A 17681-nucleotide genomic window follows, 5' to 3' on the forward strand; every position below is an offset into this window, starting at 1 on the left:
GCGGAGCCTCAGCTGCGGCGTGGGCCGCGGTGGCCGAGCACCGACGGCGCCGTCGACAGGTACTCGAGCGCCTGCTCCAGCGACCCGGGCAGGTCGCCGGGGTGGTGGTTCGGGTGGAAGTACAGCCGCAGGTCCCAGGCCGAGCGCACGAGGGAGAACACCTCGCCGCGGCGGGCGCTGCGCACGTGGGCCCGCCAGCTCCACCGGCCCTTGGCTGCCGGGTCGCGGCGCATGACCTCGCTGGTGAGCAGCGGCCAGCCGACGAGGATCAGCCCGGCGAGGGGCACCATCGCCGCCACCCGCCGCAGGTAGCCGCCGCCGATGTGGTGGTACACGTCGTAGGCGACGTGGCGGTGCTCGATCTCCTCGGAGGCGTGCCACAGGAACAGGTGCGCCATCTCCGGGTCGACGTCGGTGTCGGCCCAGGTGTTGTCGGCCAGCACGTAGCCAGCGAGGGAGGCGGTGAAGTGCTCGGCCGCCGCGGTGGTGGCGACCATGAACAGGACCGCCTGCTTGCGGAACGGCTCGGGGAGCCGGTTGACCCGGTCGTTCAGGCGTCGGCGGAACGACTCGAACAGCTCGAGCTCGCGCCGGAAGTCGATGCCGTACTCCTCCATGCGGGCCACGCACCGCTCGTGCTCGTTGCGGTGGGTGACCTCCTGGCCGAGGAACCCCCGGATCTCGGTGCGGATCCGCTCGTCGGTGACGTAGGGCAGCGCGTTGCGAAGCGAGTCGTTGAAGAACCGCTCGCCTGTGGGGAACAGCAGGTTTCCCACGTTGAAGGTGTGGGTCGCCTGGGCGTCGTCCACCAGCCAGTGCACCCGGGGTGTGTCGAGCTCGAAGCTGGTGTGCCGGGGGGCGACCGGCTCGGGCGGGCGGCGGAGCGTGGCGGTCATCGGACCTCGCAGTCGGGCGCGGCCCTTCGGACGAAGGGAACATACCCGACACATATGACGACGATGCAGAACCGTCTCGTGGTATCCGTCACGGGGCCTACGGGCCCGCTGCGACAGGACGTGTACCGTGTCTCGCACGCGCAGGCCGACATCCAGGGGGAAGCACCATGGCCGCTAACGACATCGACTCCGTCCACGACCTCGTCGTGGTCGGCGCCGGGTTCTCCGGGCTCTACATGGTCCACAAGGCCCGAGAGGAGCTGGGATTGGATGTCCTGGGCATCGAGGCCGGCGCCGGACCAGGCGGCACGTGGTACTGGAACCGCTACCCCGGTGCTCGGTGCGATTCGGAGAGCTTCTACTACTGCTACACGTTCTCGAAGGTGTTGCTCGACGAGTGGGACTGGTCGTCGCGCTACCCGGAGCAGCCAGAGATCCTGCGCTACCTCGAGTTCGCCGCCGATCGGCTCGACCTGCGCCGGAGCTTCGCCTTCGACACCCGGGTCGAGTCGCTCACCTGGGACGAGGACGGGTCGCGCTGGATCGTGCGCACCAACACCGGTCGCACCTTCGCCGCCACCTGGGTCGTGGCCGCGGTGGGGGCGCTGTCGGCCGCCAACGTGCCCGACATCCCCGGCCTCGACGACTTCCAGGGCGAGTGGTTCCACACCGGACGCTGGCCCCACGAGGGCGTCGACTTCACCGGGCGGCGCGTCGCCCAGATCGGCACCGGCTCCACCGGCATCCAGGCGGCACCGGTCATCGCCCGCCAGGCCGAGCACCTCTACGTGCTCCAGCGCACGCCCAACTACACGGTCCCGGCCCGGGACCGCCCCATGGACCGGGACGAGTGGGTGCGGATCAAGTCGGCCTACGACGAGGTCGTGGCCGCCACCAAGTCGTCCTTCGCCGGCTTCCCCTACACGCCGTCGCCGCGGTCGGCCCTCGAGGTGCCCGAGGTGGAGCGCCGGGCGATCTACGAGTCGTTGTGGGAGGAGGGCGGCTTCAAGTTCCTGTGGGGCGGTTTCCACGACCTCCTGCTCGACGAGCGGGCCAACGAGACCGCGGCCGAGTTCATCCGCTCCAAGATCCGCGACATCGTCCACGACCCCGAGATCGCTGAGAAGCTGTGCCCCAAGGGCTACCCGTACGGGGCGAAGCGGCCGCCGATCGACACCGACTACTACGAGACGTTCAACCGGGACAACGTGACTCTGGTCGACATCTCCGAGGGCGGCATCAGCCGGATCACCCCGACGGGCGTGGAGACGCCGGACGGCCACCACGAGGTGGACACCATCGTGTTCGCCACCGGCTTCGACGCCATGACCGGGCCGCTGCTGCGGTTGGACATCACCGGCCGCGACGGTCTGCGCCTGGCCGACGAGTGGGTCGACGGCCCCACGACCTACCTCGGGCTGCAGGTCGCCGGGTTCCCGAACCTGTTCACGATCACCGGTCCGGGGAGCCCGTCGGTGCTCACCAACATGCCCACGTCCATCGAGCAGCACGTGGAGTGGATCGCCCGCTGCATCGACGATCTTCGCCAGCGGGGGCAGCTGGTGATCGAGCCCACCCAGGAGGCGGTGGATACCTGGACCGACCACGTCGCCGAGGCATCGCAGTTCGGGCTGTTCAACCGGGCCGACTCGTGGTACCTGGGCGCGAACATCCCGGGCAAGAAGCGGGTCTTCATGCCCTACGTCGGTGGACTTGCCAACTACAGGGCCAAGTGCGAGGAGATCGCTGCGAGCGGCTACGAGGGGTTCCTCGTCTCTCCCTGAGAGGGTGGATCCGACACGAAGAGAGGACGACGCATGCTCGTGCAGACGAAGCGGCGGAACCCGGTCGAGATCATCACGATCAACCGGCCCGAGGCTCGCAACGCCATCGACTACGACACCTCCGAGGCGCTCGCCGACGCCTTCGACGCCGCGGAACAAGACCCAGGGGTGTGGGCCGTGGTGCTCACCGGGCCCGGGGACAAGGCGTTCTCCGCCGGGATGTACCCGAAGGCGGTCGCCCTCGAGATGGCGATGACCGGCGACCCGGTCGACGCGGCCACCGCCCAGCGACTCGGGCTCGTCAACCGCGTGGTGAAGCGCTCGCTCGGCGTCACCGAGGACGAGGTGTTCGAGCTCCAGGGGGACGTCCTGGCCGAGGTGTTCACCTCACCCGATGCCATGGAGGGTCCGCGCGCCTTCGCCGAGAAGCGCGCGCCGAAGTGGACGAGCGCATGACCGGCGCAGGGACCGAGGTCCGCATCGAGGCGCCGCGAGGTGAGCTGCCCGCCTACGTGGCCGAGCCGGAGGACGACGACCTCGCTCCGGCCGTGATCGTTGTCCACGACGCGTTCGGGATGACCACCGACCTGCGCAACCAGGTCGACTGGCTCGCCGGTGAGGGGTACCTCGCCGCCGGCCCCGACCTGTTCCACTGGGGTGGCAAGCTTCGCTGCATCCGCACGGTGATGGGCGAGATCGCCAAGGGTACGGGACGATCGTTCGACGAGGTGGAGGCGGTCCGGTCGTGGCTGGTCTCCCATCCCCGCTCCAACGGCAAGGTGGGTGTCATTGGCTTCTGCATGGGAGGCGGTTTCGCCCTCGTCCTCGCCCCCGGGCACGGGTTCGATGCGGCGAGCGTCAACTACGCCAGCGCGCCCAAGCGCACCTACACCGCCGACTTCCTGCGTGGCAGCTGCCCGATCGTGGGGAGCTTCGGTGGCAAGGACCTCATGCTGCGGGGCGCGGCCGCCCGCCTGGAGGCTTCCCTCATGGAGCTCGGGGTCGACCACGATGTGAAGGAGTACGCCCCGGCCGGCCATTCCTTCCTGAACGACCACGACCCGGCGGACCTGCCCCTCGCGCTGTCGGTGCTGATGAAGCTGCCGCTGCCGGGCATGGGCTTCCACGAACCGTCCGCCGACGACGCCAAGGCCCGGATCGTGTCGTTCTTCGACCGCCACCTGCGGGCATGACCCCCGACGCGCACGGGAGGCGATGACCATGGCATGGAACCGCAAGGACATGGGCGACCTCAGCGGACGCACGGCCCTCGTCACCGGAGCCAACAGCGGCCTCGGCCTGGAATCCGCTCGGGCGCTCGCCGCCGCGGGCGCTCGGGTGCTGCTCGCCTGCCGGACGAGCACCGGGCGAGGGAGGCCGAGGAGGCCGTGCCGCCGAGGCCGCCGGCGCCGCTCCGCAGGTCGTCCGGCTCGACCTCGCCGACCTCCACAGCGTCTCCGAGGCCGCCGAGGACGTCGCGGCCCGGGTGGATTGGCTCGACATCCTGCTCAACAACGCCGGGGTCATGGCGATCCCGCTCCGCCGCACCGCTCAGGGCCACGAGGCCCAGCTCGGCACGAACCACCTCGGCCACTTCGCGCTGACCGGCCGGCTGCTGCCCGTGCTGCTGGCCGCCGAGCAGCCCCGCGTCGTGACCACCTCGTCCTTCATGCACCACATGGGGCGCATGCGCTGGGATGATCTCGACTGGCAGCGCGGCTACCGGAAGTGGGACGCGTACGGGCAGTCGAAGCTGGCGAACCTCCTGTTCACCTTCGAGCTCGACCGCCGGGCCCGGGCCGCCTCCAGTGCGCTGGTCGCGACGGCGGCCCATCCCGGCTACGCCTCGACGGCGCTCCAGCACCGGGGACCGGAGATGTCCGGCAACAAGGCGATGGCGCTCGCCATGCGGGTGGCGAACGCCGCCGTGGCCCAGTCGTCCGAGGGTGGTGCGCTGCCCCAGCTCTATGCCGCCGTGGCGCCCGACGTGGAGGGGGGCGACTACCTCGGGCCTGGGGGTCCGTTCCAGCTGCGCGGTTCCCCGAGGAAGGTCCGGGCGGCGAAGCGGGCGTACCGGGAAGCCGACGGGCAGCGCCTCTGGAGCGCCTCCGAGGAGATGACCGGGGTCTCGTACCGCTGGGGCTGACGGGATGAGCGGGGTTGCGACCGGCGGAGCGGCCCGCACGGAGGCCCGCGTCGTCGACGGCGGGATCTGGCGGGAGCGCCTCCTCGTCCCTGCGCTGGCGGCCATCGGCTTGGCCGTGGCGGTGGTGAGCAGCCTCGGTTCGCCGATGGTCCCCACCGTCGCCGACGACTACGACGTGGCGCTCGGGACGGCACAGTGGGGGCTCACCGCGGCGCTCCTCGCCGGCGTCTCGGCGGTCGTGGTCGCGCTCAGCGAGCTGCCCTCGTGGGGGGCAGCATCCGCGCTGGCTGCCGGTGCGATCGCGGTCTTCGTGCGCCGCACCCTGACGACCCGCCATCCCCTGGTCGACCTCCGCAGCTTCTCCGTCCCCTCGGTGCGTGTCGCACACACCGTGGCGGTGCTTGCCGGTGTCGGGATGTACTTCCTGTTCTCGCTGGCCATCCGCTACGTGCAGACGCCGGTGAGCACCGGCTACGGCCAGGGTCGCACCGTGCTCGCGGCCGGGCTGATCCTGACGCCGTTCTCGGTGGCGAGCCTGGCGGTGAACCGTCTGAGCGGCGTGGTCCGCCGGCGGATGGACGGACGCTGGCTCATGCCCCTCGGCTGCGGCTGGGTCCACGTGACCCCGCCCTGGCCCGCCTCGAGGCGGAGAGCGTCGATGCGGAGGTGGCCGGGGCGGTGATGTACGAACCGGACACCGACGGGCGCGCTCGGTGACGGTGGCCAGCGGCGGCGGCCCGCCGGCCGTCACGTGGGCGTCAGCCGACGGGAGCGAACCGGGGGATGGCGGGACCCTCTTCGGTGGGGTCCCAGCGCACCGACACCCGTTGGCCCACCGTGACGGTGGCGGGGTCGCACTCCACGATGTTGGTCAGCACGCGCGGACCCTCGTCGAGCTCGACGTAGGCCATGACGTAGGGCGACGCGTCCCGCCAGGGACCGTCGCCCTTGTGGGTCACGGTGTAGCTGTAGACGGTGCCCTCACCGGTGGCCTCGATCCACTCGACGCCCTCGGTGTGGCATGCCGGGCAGAACGTACGGGGGTACCAGATCACCGTCTGGCAGGACGTGCACCGGGGCAGCACCAAGCGGCCCTCGGCGGTGGCGTCCCAGAACGGCTTGGTCTCCGGGGTCACCGGGGGAGCGAAGGTGGGCAGGTCGCTCATGCGTCCTCCTGTCCGAGGATGAGTGTGGCGCTGCCCATGCGGTTGGCGAGCGAGCCGCCGGTGCCGTGGGCGAGCGCGAGCTGGCAGTCGGGCACCTGCACCTCGCCGTGGGCCTCGCCGCGGAGCTGACGGACGGCCTCGATGACCTTGGTCATGCCCCCTCGGTTGGCGGGGTGGTTGTTGCACAGTCCGCCACCGTCGGTGTTGAACGGGAGCCTCCCGTCGGGGGCCCGGAGGCCCTGGTCGGCGACGAACGCGCCGCCCTTGCCCTTCTCGCAGAAGCCGAGGTCCTCGATGGTCTCGAGCACCGTGATGGTGAAGGAGTCGTAGATCGAGGCGTAGTCGATGTCGCCGGGCGTGACCCCGGCCTCCTCGAATGCCCGGGGCCCGGACCACGCCGCGCCGGTGTGGGTGAGGTCGATGCGGCCGTTGTTGGTGTGCTTCGGGGCCTCGCCGTGGCCCAGGACCTTGACGGTGCGGCGCTCGAGGTCGCGGGCGATCTCGGGGCTGACGACGACGACGGCGCCGCCTCCGTCGGTGACCACGCAGCAGTCGAGGCGGTGCAACGGGTCGCTGACGAGCGGCGACTCGAGGACCTCCTCGATGGAGACCGCCTTGGGCAGGAAGGCGTCGGGATTGAACTGGGCGTGGTGGGAGGCCGCGACCTTGATCTCGGCCAGCTGCTCGCTGGTGGTTCCGAACTCGTACATGTGGCGACGGGCGGCCAGGGCGTAGCCGCCGTGGATGGCCATGCCGTGGTTCATCTCGAAGCCGGCCTCGGGGGCGCTGGCGAACATGGCCCGGGCGCCGCCCATCATCGATGCCGGGTCGGAGCGGGGCAGGCCGGCGAGCGTCACCAGCGCCACCGAGCACTTGCCGGCGGCGATGGCTGCCGTGGCGTGCCCGACGTGGCACAGGTACGAAGAGCCCCCGGTCTCGGTGGTGTCGATGTGACGCAGCTGCAGGCCCAGGTACTCGGCCATGGAGAAGCCGCCGAAGCCAGGTGCGTCGCCGGCGCAGAAGTAGCCGTCCACGTCGTCCATGGACAGGCCGGCATCGGCGAGCGCGCCGACGGCCACGTCGGCGTGCACCTGGGCCACGGTGCGGTCGGGGATCACTCGCAGTGGATGTTCGTAGGCGCCCGCGATGGATGCCTTGCCGCGTATGGTCACACTTCTCCTGCTCTGTCGTGGGGATTTGGGGTCGGTCGGTCAGGCCTTGGAGCGGTGGACGACCTGGGGCTCGCTGAACGCCAGCAGTCCCCATGTGCCGTTCTCGACGCCGATGCCGCTCCACTTGGCCCCACCGAAGGGCTGATGGGGGGCGAGCGCCAGGTGGGTGTTGACCCACGCGGTGCCACACTCGAGCTCCTCGGCGATCTGGCTGGCTCGGTCGGCATCGGCGCCCCACACCGATCCGGACAGCCCGTAGTGCGTGGCGTTGGCCCGCTCCACCACCTCGTCGATGTCGCGGTAGGTGATGACGGGCAGCGCGGGCCCGAACTGCTCCTCGTCCACGATCCGGGACCCGTCGGAGAGACCGGTGAGGATGGTCGGCTCGAAGAAGTAGCCGTCGCCGTCTATCGGCTTGCCCCCGGCCGCAGCCACCGCGCCCGAGGAGAGGGCGTCGGCGACGAGCTCGCTGACCCGCTCGTACTGGGGACGGTTGTTGATCGGACCCAGCTGCACGTCGGCTTCGGTGCCGGGGCCGACCTTGACCGAGCGGGCCAGGTCGGCGAGGCCGTCGACGATGCGGTCGTGCAGCGACTCGGGCACGTACACCCGCTTGATCGCCGAGCACACCTGGCCGTTGTTCTGGAAGGCACCCCAGAACAGCTTCTCGACCACCGTGTCGACGTCGACGTCGTCGAGGACGATGGCCGGATCGTTCCCGCCCAGCTCGAGGGTGGTGCGCTTGAGGTCGGGCGCGGCCGCAGCAGCGACCTTCTTGCCGGTGGCCACCGACCCGGTGAGGCTGATCTTGCGGGGGACGGGATGCGACGTCATGGACGCCCCGAGGGGGTCCTTGCCGCTGATCACGTTGAGCACGCCGGGCGGCAGCACGTCACGCAGGACCTCGCCCACCTTCAGCGTGGCCCGTGGGGTGAAGGGTGACGGCTTGAGCACCATCGTGTTGCCCGCGAGGAGCGCAGGGGCGATCTTCCACGAGGCGAGCACGAGCGGGAAGTTCCACGGGGTGATGCCGGCGACCACGCCCAGGGGCCGCTGCACGACCTCGACGAAGGCGGCGTCATCGTCCTGGATGACCTGGCGGGGGATCTCGAGGTCGGCGTAGTACTGGAACCAGATGGCCGCCCCGTACACCTCGAAGGTCGCCTCCCCCAGCGGCTTGCCCTGCTCGAGGGTGAGGATCGGGGCGATGTCCTCTGCGGCGGCCATGAGGGCGTCAGCGGATTGCCGGAGCAGCTCGCGGCGCCGGCCCTCGTCGCGGCGCCAGTCGCGGTACGCCTTCGCCGCCGACGTCATCGCTGCATCGAGCTGCTGGGGCGTGCAGTCCGGCGCAGTCGCCTCCGGGGCGCCGGTCGCCGGGTTGACGACGTCGAAGGTCGCCTCGGTGCTCGCTACGGCGCCGTCGATGGTCATGGTGACTTCTTCGCTCATGGGTCCCCGTGTTCGGTTCTCGTGCTCGCCAAGCGCGAGACGTCTGTCGGTGAGTGTCGCACGTTGTGTTCGTTCGGCGCCAGCGGGACCACCCCCGGCGCGCGGCTGATCGCTCGGCGAGCGTTTCGGTCACCTGGATGCGTCGCCGGCGGCGACGCTACGGAGCGTCGAAGACGATGGGCACGTTGCGCGGCCCGCGCACCTGCCCACCGACCCAGGTGACCTTGTCGGGGTCTTCGACGGTGAAGGTCGGGACCCGGTCGAGGAAGGTCTGGATGGCGACCTTCAGCTCCATGCGAGCCAGGTTCGACCCCAAGCACCGGTGGATGCCGGACCCGAAGGCGAAGTGCCGGTTCTTCTTCCGGTCGATCACGAACTCGTCAGCCCGCTCGAAGTGCTCGGGGTCGCGGTTGCCGGCCGGGAAGGCCATGAGCACCTTGTCGCCCGCCTTCATGGGGCAGCCGTTGAACTCGATGTCCTCCGTGACGGCCCGGGCCATGGTGACCGGGCTGTACATGCGCAGAATCTCCTCCACGGCCGTGTCCATCAGCTCGGGCTCCTCGCGGAGGCGCCGCTGGTCCTCGGGGTGGGTGGCCAGGTGCCACAGGCCCGACCCGATCGAGCTCCAGGTGGTGTCGATGCCGGCGACGAGGAGCAGGAAGCACGTGCCGAGCAGGTGCATGTCCTCGATGGGCTCGCCGTCGACGTCGGACTCGATGAGCAGCGTGAGCAGGTCGTCAGGGCGTTCACCTTCGGGCAGGGCCCGATGCTCGGCGATCCGCTCGGCGAAGTAGCCGATCAGCTCCTCGAGGGCGGCACGCGAGCCGTCGATGTTGTGGAACCCCTCCTGGAGGATCTTCACCACCCACTCCGTGAAGCGGTCCTCGTGCTCCACCGGGATGCCGAGCATGGTGGCGATGATCCGCACCGGGATGTGCTGGGCGTAGTCGGCGGCGGCATCGCCCCGGCCGGTGTGCGCGAACTCGTCGATCAGCTCGTTCGCCAGGCCCCGGGTGATCGGCGTCATCTTCTCGATGGCCGACGGGCCGAAGGCGGGCAGGAGCAGCCGGCGGGCCCAGGTGTCCACGGGCGGATCGGAGCTGATCGGAGGGGCCCCGGCGGTGAGCGCACCCTCGCCGGGGCGGTTGATCGTGACGACGCCCACATCGCTGGAGGAGAAGTGCTCCACGTCGTGAGCGATCTGGGCGATGTCGTCGTAGCGCACCGGAAGCCACGCCCGGTTGCGTCGCTCGGTGAACGCGATCGGGCAGCGCTCGCGCAGCTCGTCCCACGTCCGCTCCGGCTCGGCGACGTAGTCGCGATGGAAGATGTCGAAGTCGTTCGCCCAGTCGAGGACGTCGTCGATGATGGTCATAGACCCCCCTTTGCTAATGGTGCTGCTCCTGACGGAGGCCCCGTGCGCACCACCCTAGGGCATGTGACGTCCGTTGTCGTGTGTCGAAGGGCCTCGGCGGCGACGCGCTGCTTGCAGTACGACCAGCAGCCCGCCCACGGCGACCAGGGTGCTGGCGGCGACGGCCAGCAACACCGAGCGGCGGGCCTCGTCGACCACGCGGTCCAGGCGCGACACCACGTCCGCGCTCCGGTCGCGCCGAACCTACCGGCAGGCGAGCGGCGGCAGGCCCCATGTGGTAGCGAAGGGGGAGACGTCGCGACACAGGTCGCTGCGACTGTCTCGCAACAGGGGGATGCACGTGACTGCGATCGATGCTGCACCGGCCGACACCGGTGCCTGGTTGGAACAGGCCTGGGACCCGGGGATGACGGTGAGGGAGTGGTGGCGCCTGCTGGCCGACGCCCGCCTGTCGAACCCGATGCTGCCCGAGCCGTGGGGCCGCGGGTGGAGCCGGGCGGAGGCCGCGGCCTTCGCCTCCGAGGTGGTGCGCCGGGGAGCGCTCGGGCCGCCGGCCGGCATCGGGATGATGCTCGCCGTGCCCACCATCCTGGCCCACGGCTCCGAGGACGTGATCCAGCGATACGTGCCCCGGATCCTCGACGGCCAGCACGGCTGGTGCCAGCTGTTCTCCGAGCCGGGCGCCGGGTCCGACCTGGCCGGCCTGCAGACCCGGGCCCAGCGCGACGGCGACGAGTGGGTGGTGAACGGCCAGAAGTTGTGGACCTCGGGCGGCCAGTGGGCCGACTACGGGATCCTCATCGCCCGCACCGACCCCGACCAGCCCAAGCACCGCGGCCTCACGTACTTCGCCTTCCCGATGCGCCAGCCCGGTGTCGAGGTGCGCCCGCTCCGGGAGATGACCGGCCGGGCCATGTTCAACGAGGTGTTCATGGGCGACGCGCGCGTCGCCGACGCCGACATGATCGGCGACTACAACGACGGCTGGCGGGTGGCCAACACCACCCTCATGGTCGAGCGGGCCGGCATCGGAGGGGCCAACGCCGCGGCGCCGAGCGCCGCCATCGCCGGGACCGTGGCCGGCCACCTCGACCAGCCCGCCGGCCGGTTCGCCAAGCCGAATCCGGGCGGCACCGGTGGCACGGCCGTCAGCCGCGGCAAGGTCCGCTGGCTGGCCGAGCTGGCCCGCGAGCGGGGTCGCAGCGACGACCCCGTGGTGCGCGACGGCCTCGCCCGGCTGCACAGCCTGGTGGAGATCACGACCTGGCACATGGGCCGCATGAAGTCCGGGAACGCTGCCACCGGCGGCGAGGGCAACCTGGCCAAGATCCGCAACAGCCAGATGCTCGCCCTCGCCCTCGAGCTGGGCTGCACGATCGTGGGCCCGGGCGCCACCGTCACCGGCCCCGACTCGCCCACCGGCGGCGAGCTGCAGGAGCTGAACCTCTTCTCGCCGGCGCCGTCCATCTACGGCGGCACCGACCAGGTGCAGCGCAACATCATCGGCGAGCGCGTGCTCGGCCTGCCGAAGGAGCCGGGACCGTCCAAGGACACGCCCTTCCGCGAGCTGCTGAAGAACTGACGAGGGGAACCAGAAGATGACCACCGCCGCCTCCGACCCGCTCGGCTTCTGGGCCATCGCCGGCGCCGACCCCGACCGCCCGGCGCTCGTCACGCCCGCCGGCGAGACCTACAGCTACGGCCAGCTCGACGAGCGGGCCAACCGGGTGGCCCACGGGCTGCGCGCCCTCGGCCTCCAGCGGGGCGACGGCGTCGCCATCGTGCTGCCCAACGAGGTCGAGTTCGTCGAGCTGTACCTGGCCGCGATGCAGACCGGGCTCTACCTGACCTGCATCAACTTCCACCTCACCGGCCCCGAGATCGCGTACATCGTGAACGACTGCGAGGCCGACGTCCTCGTGATCCACGAGCGCTACGCGGCGGCGAGGGCGGCGGCCGACGAGCTCGCCCTCCCTGCCGACCGCCGCTTCGCCGTGGGCTCCATCGACGGCTACCGCCCCTCCGGCGAGATCGCCGACGGCCAGCCGGGCGAGCGCCCGTCCGACCGCTCCGCGGGCACGACGATGCTCTACACCTCCGGCACCACCGGCCGGCCGAAGGGCGTCCGCCGGCCGCTGCCCGAGGGCGACCCGAACGAAGCGGCCGCCGCCGGCTCCATGCTGTCGATGCTGTTCGACATCGTCCCCGGGCCCGGCGCCCACCTGGTGGCCGGGCCGCTGTACCACGCCGCCCCGCTCGCCTTCGGCACGGGCGCCCTCCACCTCGGGCAGACGATGGTCCTGGTCGACCGGTGGACGCCGGAGGGCACGCTGCGCCTCATCGAGGAGCACGGCATCACCACCAGCCACATGGTGCCCACGATGTTCCACCGGCTGCTGCAGCTGCCCGAGGAGGAGCGCAACCGCTACGACACCTCGACACTGCGGTCGGTGATCCACGCCGCGGCCCCGTGCCCGGTCGAGGTCAAGCGCCGGATGATCGAGTGGTGGGGCCCGGTCATCTACGAGTACTACGCGGCCACCGAGGGCGGTGGCGCCTACGTCAAGCCCCACGACTGGCTGGAGCACCCGGGCACGGTGGGCCAGCCCTTCCCCGGCGCCACCCTCAAGATCTTCGACGACGACGGCAACGAGCTCGGCCCGCGGGAGGTCGGCACCGTCTACATGGGCTCGCCCGGGGGCGCCGCGTTCGAGTACTTCAAGGACGAGGAGAAGACGAAGGCCAACCGGCGCGCCGGGCTCTTCACCGTCGGCGACATGGGCTACCTCGACGAGGACGGCTGGCTGTTCCTGTCGGACCGCAAGGCCGACATGATCATCTCGGGCGGCGTGAACATCTACCCGGCCGAGATCGAGGCCGTCCTGCTCGAGCACCCCGACGTCGCGGACGCCGCCGTGCTCGGCGTGCCCGACGACGAGTGGGGCGAGCAGGTCAAGGCCGTCGTGCAGCCCAAGGACCCGTCCCGGGCCGACGAGCGCTTCGCCGAGGAGCTCATCGCCTTCTGCCGAGAGCGCCTGGCCGCCTTCAAGTGCCCCCGCTCGGTGGACTTCCGCGACGAGCTGCCCCGGTTCCCGACCGGGAAGCTCTACAAGCGGCTGCTCCGCGACGAGTACTGGGCCGACCGGGAGCGCGCCATCTGAGCATCCGGCGGCCTCGGCAGGGGACCCCGACCGCTGGGCCGACCTCGGCGTCCGCCTCCTGCAGCGGCGCCACCAGGATCCCGACCGCCGCCGACAGAGCGGCGCCGAGGTCGCAGTTGAACCGGGCGACGGTGCCGAGCGAGATGCCGTGCAGGTGGGCCGCCTCGGGGTCCTGGGCGACGGCGCGCACCGCGGTGCCGAAGCGGGTGCGCTCGAGGAACCAGGCGAGGATCGCCGCCGCCACGGCGGCGGCCACGAGCACGGTGGCCTTCTGGTACGAGACCTCGACGCCGAGGGGCCAGCCGCGCTCGGTGAAGTCGACGTACATGAACACCGCCACCGCCGCGAACGCGGCGTGGGCGAGGACAGCACCCCGCTCGAGCGGAACTTCAGCGTGATGGCCATGCCGATAGCGCGTAGCTGCCGCCCGTGAACACGCCGCTCACCGCGGCTTCGATGTCGAGCACCCAACCCCCGGTCCGTAGTGCGGCGCGCAACATAGCACCGCGAGCGTCGTGCGTCGCGTGAGTCGGGGCGGCGGCGCGTGCCGCCGCCGCCCCCGAGCTCAGCGAGACGGCGAGGTGTTCTGCGGCAGCTCGCGGAAGGGCGTGTCCTTCGCCGGGCCCGGCTCCTTGGGGAGGCCCAGCACCCGCTCGCCGATGATGTTGCGCTGCACCTGGTCGCTGCCGCCGTAGATGGACGGCGACGGGGAGAACATCGTCATCTCCTGGATCGAGCCGCCCGAGGGCGCGTCCGGTCCCATCAGCGTGGCGCCGGGGCCGAGGATCCGGCACCCCAGGTCGCGGGCGAGGCGGACCACGTCGCTGTTGCGCAGCTTGGCCAGGTTGCCCTCGCCGCCGGTGGCGGCGTTGCCGCTCTTCATCCGGCCCAGGTGCCACCCGGTGATCTCGACCATGGTTTGCAGGCGCATGAGGTCCTGGCGGATGGTCGGGTCCTCGAGCTTGCCCGTCTCCCGAGCGAGCTTGATGAACGACTTCACCCGCCCGGCGCCCACGCCGCCCTCGGCGAGGGCGGGCACCTCGTTCTCGAACGACCCGGCCGGCCGGTCGAGGTGTCCGGCGATCGTGCCGGGGATGGCGGCGCTCGGGGCGGCGACGTTGTTCCCGCCGATCCCGCTGCGCTCGACCATGAGGGTGGTGTTGGCGACCCGCCAGCCGTCGCCGACGTCGCCGATGACGTTGGCATGGGGGACCCGCGCCTCGTCCAGGAAGACCTCGTTGAACAGCGCCCGCCCGGTCATCTCCCGCAGCGGGCGGACCTCGACGCCGTCCTGCAGCATCGGGAACGCGAAGTAGGTGATGCCCCGGTGCTTCGGCGCGTCGGGGTCGGTGCGGGCGATGAGGATGCCGTAGTCGGCCCACTGACCGAGCGAGGTCCACACCTTCTGGCCGGTGACCACCCACTCGTCGCCGTCACGCTCGGCCCGGCACTGAAGGCCAGCGAGGTCGGAGCCGGCGCCCGGCTCGGAGAACAGCTGGCACCAGCCGTGCTGGCCGTCGAGGATCCGGGGCACCAGGCGGTGCTGCAGCTCCTCGGAGGCGTGGGCGATGATCGTGGGCGCGGCCAGCATCATGCCGAGGCCCGAGGGCGGGCCGAGCGCCTTGCGCTGCACCATCGCCTGCGCGAGCTCGGCGGCCTGGTTGCGGCTCCAGTCGCGGCCCCAGGGGGCGGGGAGCATGGGGTGGGCGAGGCGGGCCTCGGCCATGCGGGCCCACCACTCGGCGACGGTCAGGTCGGGGTCCCAGTTCTCGTCGAGCCACGCCTCGACGTCGAGCGCGGTGTCCTCGATGGTGCTCATTGTCTTCTTCGCTCCTGTGTTGCGGTGTGGTCAGTGGGTGACGGCGCGCAGCGACGCCAACCGGTCGAGCTCGCGCTCGGCGTCCTCGACGAAGCGGTGGACCAGCTCGCCGGCGGGCACGACCTCGTGGATGCCGCCGAGGGCTTGGCCGGCGGCGTAGCACTCCTTGGACGGGTCGATCCCCTCCGTGTCGGGCGGCGCCCCGAGGTGCATGGCGCCGTCGCCCATCGACCGGCCGATCTGCTCGGGGAAGCGGGCGAGCTCCTCGGGGTGCTCCTCGAAGTACTGCGTGTACTCGTTACGCATGGCGCGCAGCGTCTTGCCGGTGTAGGCCCGGGTGATGACGGTGTCGTCGTCGCGTCCGCCGACCAGCGCCTCGCGGTAGCCGGAGACGACGTGGGCCTCGGGCGTGGCGATGAAGCGGGTGCCGACCCACACCCCGTCGGCGCCGAGCGCGAGCGCGGCGGCGAGCCCGCGGCCGTCGAAGATCCCGCCGGCGGCCACCACGGGCACCCGGTCGCCGACGGCGTCGACGATCTGGGGGACGAGCGGCATCGTCGCGACGGTGCCGGTGTGGCCGCCACCCTCGGTGCCCTGGGCGATCACGATGTCGCAGCCGGCCTCGACCGCGGCCTCGGCGTGGCGCACCTTCCCGCACATGTTGGCGACGAGGACGCCGGCGCGGTGGCACTGGTCGACCACCTCGCGGGGGACGCCGAGCCCGGCGACGAAGAGCGTGGCCCCGCCGGCGATGATGGCGTCGACCTGCTCGGCCATGCCGCCGGGCAGGGCGGTGAGCAGGTCGACCCCGAAGGGGGCGTCGGTGCGCTCGCGCACCTGGGCGATCTCGACCTTCATCTTCTCGAGGCCGAGCGGGGCGGCGCCGAGGGTGCCGAAGCCGCCGGCGGCGCTCACCGCGGCGACGAGCTCGGCGTAGGACACGCCGCCCATCCCGGCCAGCATCACGGGGTGCTCGCAATCGAGCAGGTCGGTCAGTCGGGTGTGGATCATGGTGCTGCGACGGCGGGCCGTCGTCCTCCCTCGGGGGTTCAGGCGGTGGCGGGGCCGGGTTCGGCCCACACCAGCGCGAAGTCGTCGGAGCGGCGCTCGATGGCGCACCGCACGCGGGTGCCGACACCGACGGAGGCGGGCGCCGAACGGGTGGCGGCGAGCAGGCGGGGTCCCTCGTCGAGCTCGACGACGAGCGTCGCGAACGGGGCGTCGGCCTGCCAGCCCGGGTCCATGCTGCGGTGGCTCACGGCCAGGGACACCACGACGCCGGTGCCGGCGACGGGCTCGAAGCTGGACTCCGGGCTGTAGCAGGCGGCGCAGAACCGGCGGGGCGGGTGGCGCCAGCGCCCGCAGCCGTCGCACCGCTGGATCGTGAGGGCGTCGGCGGCGAGGCAGGCGTGGTGCCAGTCGAGCATCAGCCACTCGGGCTTGGGGACGAAGGTACCGGTCACCGGTCGACCCCGAGGATGGCCACACTGCCGTCGCCGAGGTCGCCGTAGCCGGTGACGAGGGCCAGCTCGGCCCCACTCACCTGGGCCTCGCCGGCCTCGCCACGCAGCTGGCGCGTGGCCTCGACCAGGTGGTTCAGGCCCCAGCAGTGGCCCTGAGAGAGCAGCCCGCCGTGGGTGTTCATCGGGAACCGCCCCTCCAGCGAGATGTTCCCGTCGGCGACGAAGTCGGCGGCGCCGCCGGGCTCGGCGTACCCTAGCGCCTCGAGCTGGAGCAGCACGACGTAGGTGAAGCAGTCGTAGATCTCGAGGACGTCGATGTCCTGCGGGCCCACGCCGGCCCGGGCGAACGCCCGGGGCGCGGCCCGGTGGATCCCGAGCTCGAGCAGGTCGGCCCGGCCGACGATCTCGTCCGCCGGCTGCGGGTGCCCCTCCGCGCCGGCGAGGTACACGACCGGCGCGTGGGGCAGGTCGCGGGCCCGCTCGAGGGAGGTGACGACCACGGCCGCCGCGCAGTCGGTCTCCAGGCAGCAGTCGTACTTGCGCAGCGGCTCCGCAATGTACGGGGCGGCATCGTACTCCTCGCGGCTGAGCGGACGGCCCCGCATCATCGCCTTCCCGTTCCGCTGCGCGTGCTCGCGGCAGGTGAGGGCGACGGCGGCGGCGCCGTCGGCGGGCACGCCGTACCGCTCGACGTAGTGCCGCAGGTAGAGGCTGTAGTGCTGGGCCGCCGACATGAGGCCGTAGGGGGCGTAGAGGTTGCGCACCGTCTCGCCCATCGGGCCCAGGTTCATGGTGCGCTTCGTCGGCCTCGCGTCGGGCTTGGGGCGCAACGCCGAGTAGCCGTTCCAGCCGAGGGTGACGAGCACCGCGTCGGCGAGTCCGGCATCGACGGCCATGGCCGCGGTCTGGAGCGAGGCGGTGGGCGAGGCGCCGCCCATCAGCACGCTGACGTGGTAGGCGACGTCGGGCACCCCGAGGTTGGCGGCGATCTCCTCAGTGCTCATGAAGCCGGGCGGCGGGATGATGCCGTCGATGTCTGCGGGGGCGAGGCCGGCGTCGACGATGGCGGCCATCGATGCGTCGAGGATGAGGTCGCAGACGTGGCGGTCGGAGGCCCGGACGTAGTCCGTCTCACCGACGCCCACGATGGCGGTGGACCCCCACGGGCCTCGACCTCCCGGGGCACCTGCGGCTGGCATGCGACTTCCCCTCCGGTGCTGTGGTGCGTTGTGCGACGGATTCTGTCATGT

The 17681-nt window shown here is 71.5% G+C and carries 17 protein-coding genes and 1 pseudogene; 8 read left to right on the plus strand and 10 right to left on the minus strand.

Features of this window, described 5'->3' with window-relative positions; translation table 11 throughout:
* Positions 1–8: 8 nt before the first annotated feature.
* Positions 9–896: a metal-dependent hydrolase gene (locus GH723_RS02170; protein ID WP_195210470.1), complete on the minus strand. Its 888-nt coding sequence runs from the start codon at positions 894–896 to the stop codon at positions 9–11.
* A 167-nt stretch (positions 897–1063) separates the two neighbouring features.
* Here GH723_RS02170 and GH723_RS02175 point away from each other — a divergent pair, with 167 nt between their 5' ends.
* The 5 genes and pseudogenes from GH723_RS02175 (at position 1064) to GH723_RS02195 (ending at position 5508) form a co-directional block, all read left to right on the plus strand.
* The gene (locus tag GH723_RS02175) at positions 1064–2680 is read left to right on the plus strand and encodes a flavin-containing monooxygenase (protein ID WP_153758113.1); all 1617 of its coding nucleotides are present in this window, start codon (positions 1064–1066) and stop codon (positions 2678–2680) included.
* A gap of 33 nt (positions 2681–2713) precedes the next feature.
* Positions 2714–3136 carry an enoyl-CoA hydratase-related protein gene (locus GH723_RS02180; protein ID WP_153758114.1) on the plus strand — a complete coding sequence of 141 codons (423 nt, stop codon included), beginning with the start codon at positions 2714–2716 and terminating at the stop codon, positions 3134–3136.
* On the plus strand, positions 3133–3873 hold the full coding sequence (locus GH723_RS02185; RefSeq protein ID WP_153758115.1) for a dienelactone hydrolase family protein: 741 nt from the start codon (positions 3133–3135) through the stop codon (positions 3871–3873). Before GH723_RS02180 ends, GH723_RS02185 begins: the two co-directional genes overlap by 4 nt.
* A 28-nt stretch (positions 3874–3901) precedes the next feature.
* Positions 3902–4826, plus strand: a pseudogene (locus GH723_RS02190) (oxidoreductase).
* Positions 4827–4830: 4 nt separating this feature from the next.
* Positions 4831–5508 carry an MFS transporter gene (locus GH723_RS02195; RefSeq protein WP_153758116.1) on the plus strand — a complete coding sequence of 226 codons (678 nt, stop codon included), beginning with the start codon at positions 4831–4833 and terminating at the stop codon, positions 5506–5508.
* Between the two features lie 76 nt (positions 5509–5584).
* Here GH723_RS02195 and GH723_RS02200 read toward each other — a convergent pair whose 3' ends face one another.
* The 4 genes from GH723_RS02200 to GH723_RS02215 all read right to left on the minus strand — a co-directional run bounded on the left by GH723_RS02200 (position 5585) and on the right by GH723_RS02215 (position 9988).
* The gene (locus GH723_RS02200) at positions 5585–5992 is read right to left on the minus strand and encodes a Zn-ribbon domain-containing OB-fold protein (protein WP_153758117.1); all 408 of its coding nucleotides are present in this window, start codon (positions 5990–5992) and stop codon (positions 5585–5587) included.
* Positions 5989–7164, minus strand: coding sequence for a thiolase domain-containing protein (locus GH723_RS02205; protein WP_153758118.1), 1176 nt, complete (start codon positions 7162–7164; stop codon positions 5989–5991). Before GH723_RS02205 ends, GH723_RS02200 begins: the two co-directional genes overlap by 4 nt.
* Before the next feature lie 39 nt (positions 7165–7203).
* On the minus strand, positions 7204–8595 hold the full coding sequence (locus GH723_RS02210; protein WP_153761036.1) for an aldehyde dehydrogenase family protein: 1392 nt from the start codon (positions 8593–8595) through the stop codon (positions 7204–7206).
* 175 nt (positions 8596–8770) lie between these two features.
* Entirely contained in the window at positions 8771–9988 is a 1218-nt protein-coding gene (locus tag GH723_RS02215) for a cytochrome P450 (protein ID WP_153758119.1), read from the minus strand.
* Positions 9989–10328: 340 nt separating this feature from the next.
* On the opposite strand from GH723_RS02215, the gene GH723_RS02220 reads away from it, so the two are divergent.
* Positions 10329–11570, plus strand: a complete 1242-nt coding sequence (locus tag GH723_RS02220) for an acyl-CoA dehydrogenase family protein (RefSeq protein ID WP_229022970.1) — start codon at positions 10329–10331, stop codon at positions 11568–11570.
* Between the two features lie 16 nt (positions 11571–11586).
* Entirely contained in the window at positions 11587–13149 is a 1563-nt protein-coding gene (locus GH723_RS02225) for an acyl-CoA synthetase (RefSeq protein WP_153758121.1), read from the plus strand.
* Here GH723_RS02225 and GH723_RS19150 read toward each other — a convergent pair.
* Positions 13034–13411 carry an ABC transporter permease subunit gene (locus GH723_RS19150; RefSeq protein ID WP_407650258.1) on the minus strand — a complete coding sequence of 126 codons (378 nt, stop codon included), beginning with the start codon at positions 13409–13411 and terminating at the stop codon, positions 13034–13036. The two genes, GH723_RS02225 and GH723_RS19150, sit on opposite strands and share 116 nt — an antisense overlap.
* Between GH723_RS19150 and GH723_RS18630 the strand changes: the two genes are divergently transcribed.
* Positions 13298–13582 carry a hypothetical protein gene (locus GH723_RS18630; RefSeq protein WP_229022971.1) on the plus strand — a complete coding sequence of 95 codons (285 nt, stop codon included), beginning with the start codon at positions 13298–13300 and terminating at the stop codon, positions 13580–13582. The two genes, GH723_RS19150 and GH723_RS18630, sit on opposite strands and share 114 nt — an antisense overlap.
* A gap of 132 nt (positions 13583–13714) precedes the next feature.
* On the opposite strand, the gene GH723_RS02235 is transcribed toward GH723_RS18630, so the two are convergent.
* From GH723_RS02235 to GH723_RS02250, 4 genes are read right to left on the minus strand one after another with little or no spacing between them, the layout of a single operon-like run.
* The gene (locus tag GH723_RS02235) at positions 13715–14968 is read right to left on the minus strand and encodes an acyl-CoA dehydrogenase family protein (protein WP_153758123.1); all 1254 of its coding nucleotides are present in this window, start codon (positions 14966–14968) and stop codon (positions 13715–13717) included.
* 30 nt (positions 14969–14998) lie between these two features.
* Positions 14999–16087, minus strand: coding sequence for an NAD(P)H-dependent flavin oxidoreductase (locus GH723_RS02240; RefSeq protein WP_324248593.1), 1089 nt, complete (start codon positions 16085–16087; stop codon positions 14999–15001).
* Positions 16018–16431: a Zn-ribbon domain-containing OB-fold protein gene (locus GH723_RS02245; RefSeq protein WP_153758125.1), complete on the minus strand. Its 414-nt coding sequence runs from the start codon at positions 16429–16431 to the stop codon at positions 16018–16020. Before GH723_RS02245 ends, GH723_RS02240 begins: the two co-directional genes overlap by 70 nt.
* A complete protein-coding gene (locus GH723_RS02250; protein WP_229022972.1) occupies positions 16428–17576 on the minus strand; it encodes a thiolase C-terminal domain-containing protein in 1149 nt (382 codons plus the stop codon). The genes GH723_RS02245 and GH723_RS02250 overlap by 4 nt, the downstream gene beginning before the upstream one ends.
* Positions 17577–17681 lie beyond the last annotated feature (105 nt).

The organism is Actinomarinicola tropica, assembly GCF_009650215.1.
Classification (GTDB): Bacteria; Actinomycetota; Acidimicrobiia; order Acidimicrobiales; family SKKL01; genus Actinomarinicola; species Actinomarinicola tropica.

Bases quoted from the DNA above. Each gene is read 5' to 3' on its own strand.
- GH723_RS02215 (WP_153758119.1), bottom strand. From the start codon at position 9,988: ATGACCATCATCGACGACGTCCTCGACTGGGCGAACGACTTCGACATC.
- GH723_RS02185 (WP_153758115.1), top strand. From the start codon at position 3,133: ATGACCGGCGCAGGGACCGAGGTCCGCATCGAGGCGCCGCGAGGTGAG.
- GH723_RS02175 (WP_153758113.1), top strand. From the start codon at position 1,064: ATGGCCGCTAACGACATCGACTCCGTCCACGACCTCGTCGTGGTCGGC.
- GH723_RS02195 (WP_153758116.1), top strand. From the start codon at position 4,831: ATGAGCGGGGTTGCGACCGGCGGAGCGGCCCGCACGGAGGCCCGCGTC.
- GH723_RS02180 (WP_153758114.1), top strand. From the start codon at position 2,714: ATGCTCGTGCAGACGAAGCGGCGGAACCCGGTCGAGATCATCACGATC.
- GH723_RS02225 (WP_153758121.1), top strand. From the start codon at position 11,587: ATGACCACCGCCGCCTCCGACCCGCTCGGCTTCTGGGCCATCGCCGGC.
- GH723_RS02235 (WP_153758123.1), bottom strand. From the start codon at position 14,968: ATGAGCACCATCGAGGACACCGCGCTCGACGTCGAGGCGTGGCTCGAC.
- GH723_RS02210 (WP_153761036.1), bottom strand. From the start codon at position 8,595: ATGACCATCGACGGCGCCGTAGCGAGCACCGAGGCGACCTTCGACGTC.
- GH723_RS02200 (WP_153758117.1), bottom strand. From the start codon at position 5,992: ATGAGCGACCTGCCCACCTTCGCTCCCCCGGTGACCCCGGAGACCAAG.
- GH723_RS02170 (WP_195210470.1), bottom strand. From the start codon at position 896: ATGACCGCCACGCTCCGCCGCCCGCCCGAGCCGGTCGCCCCCCGGCAC.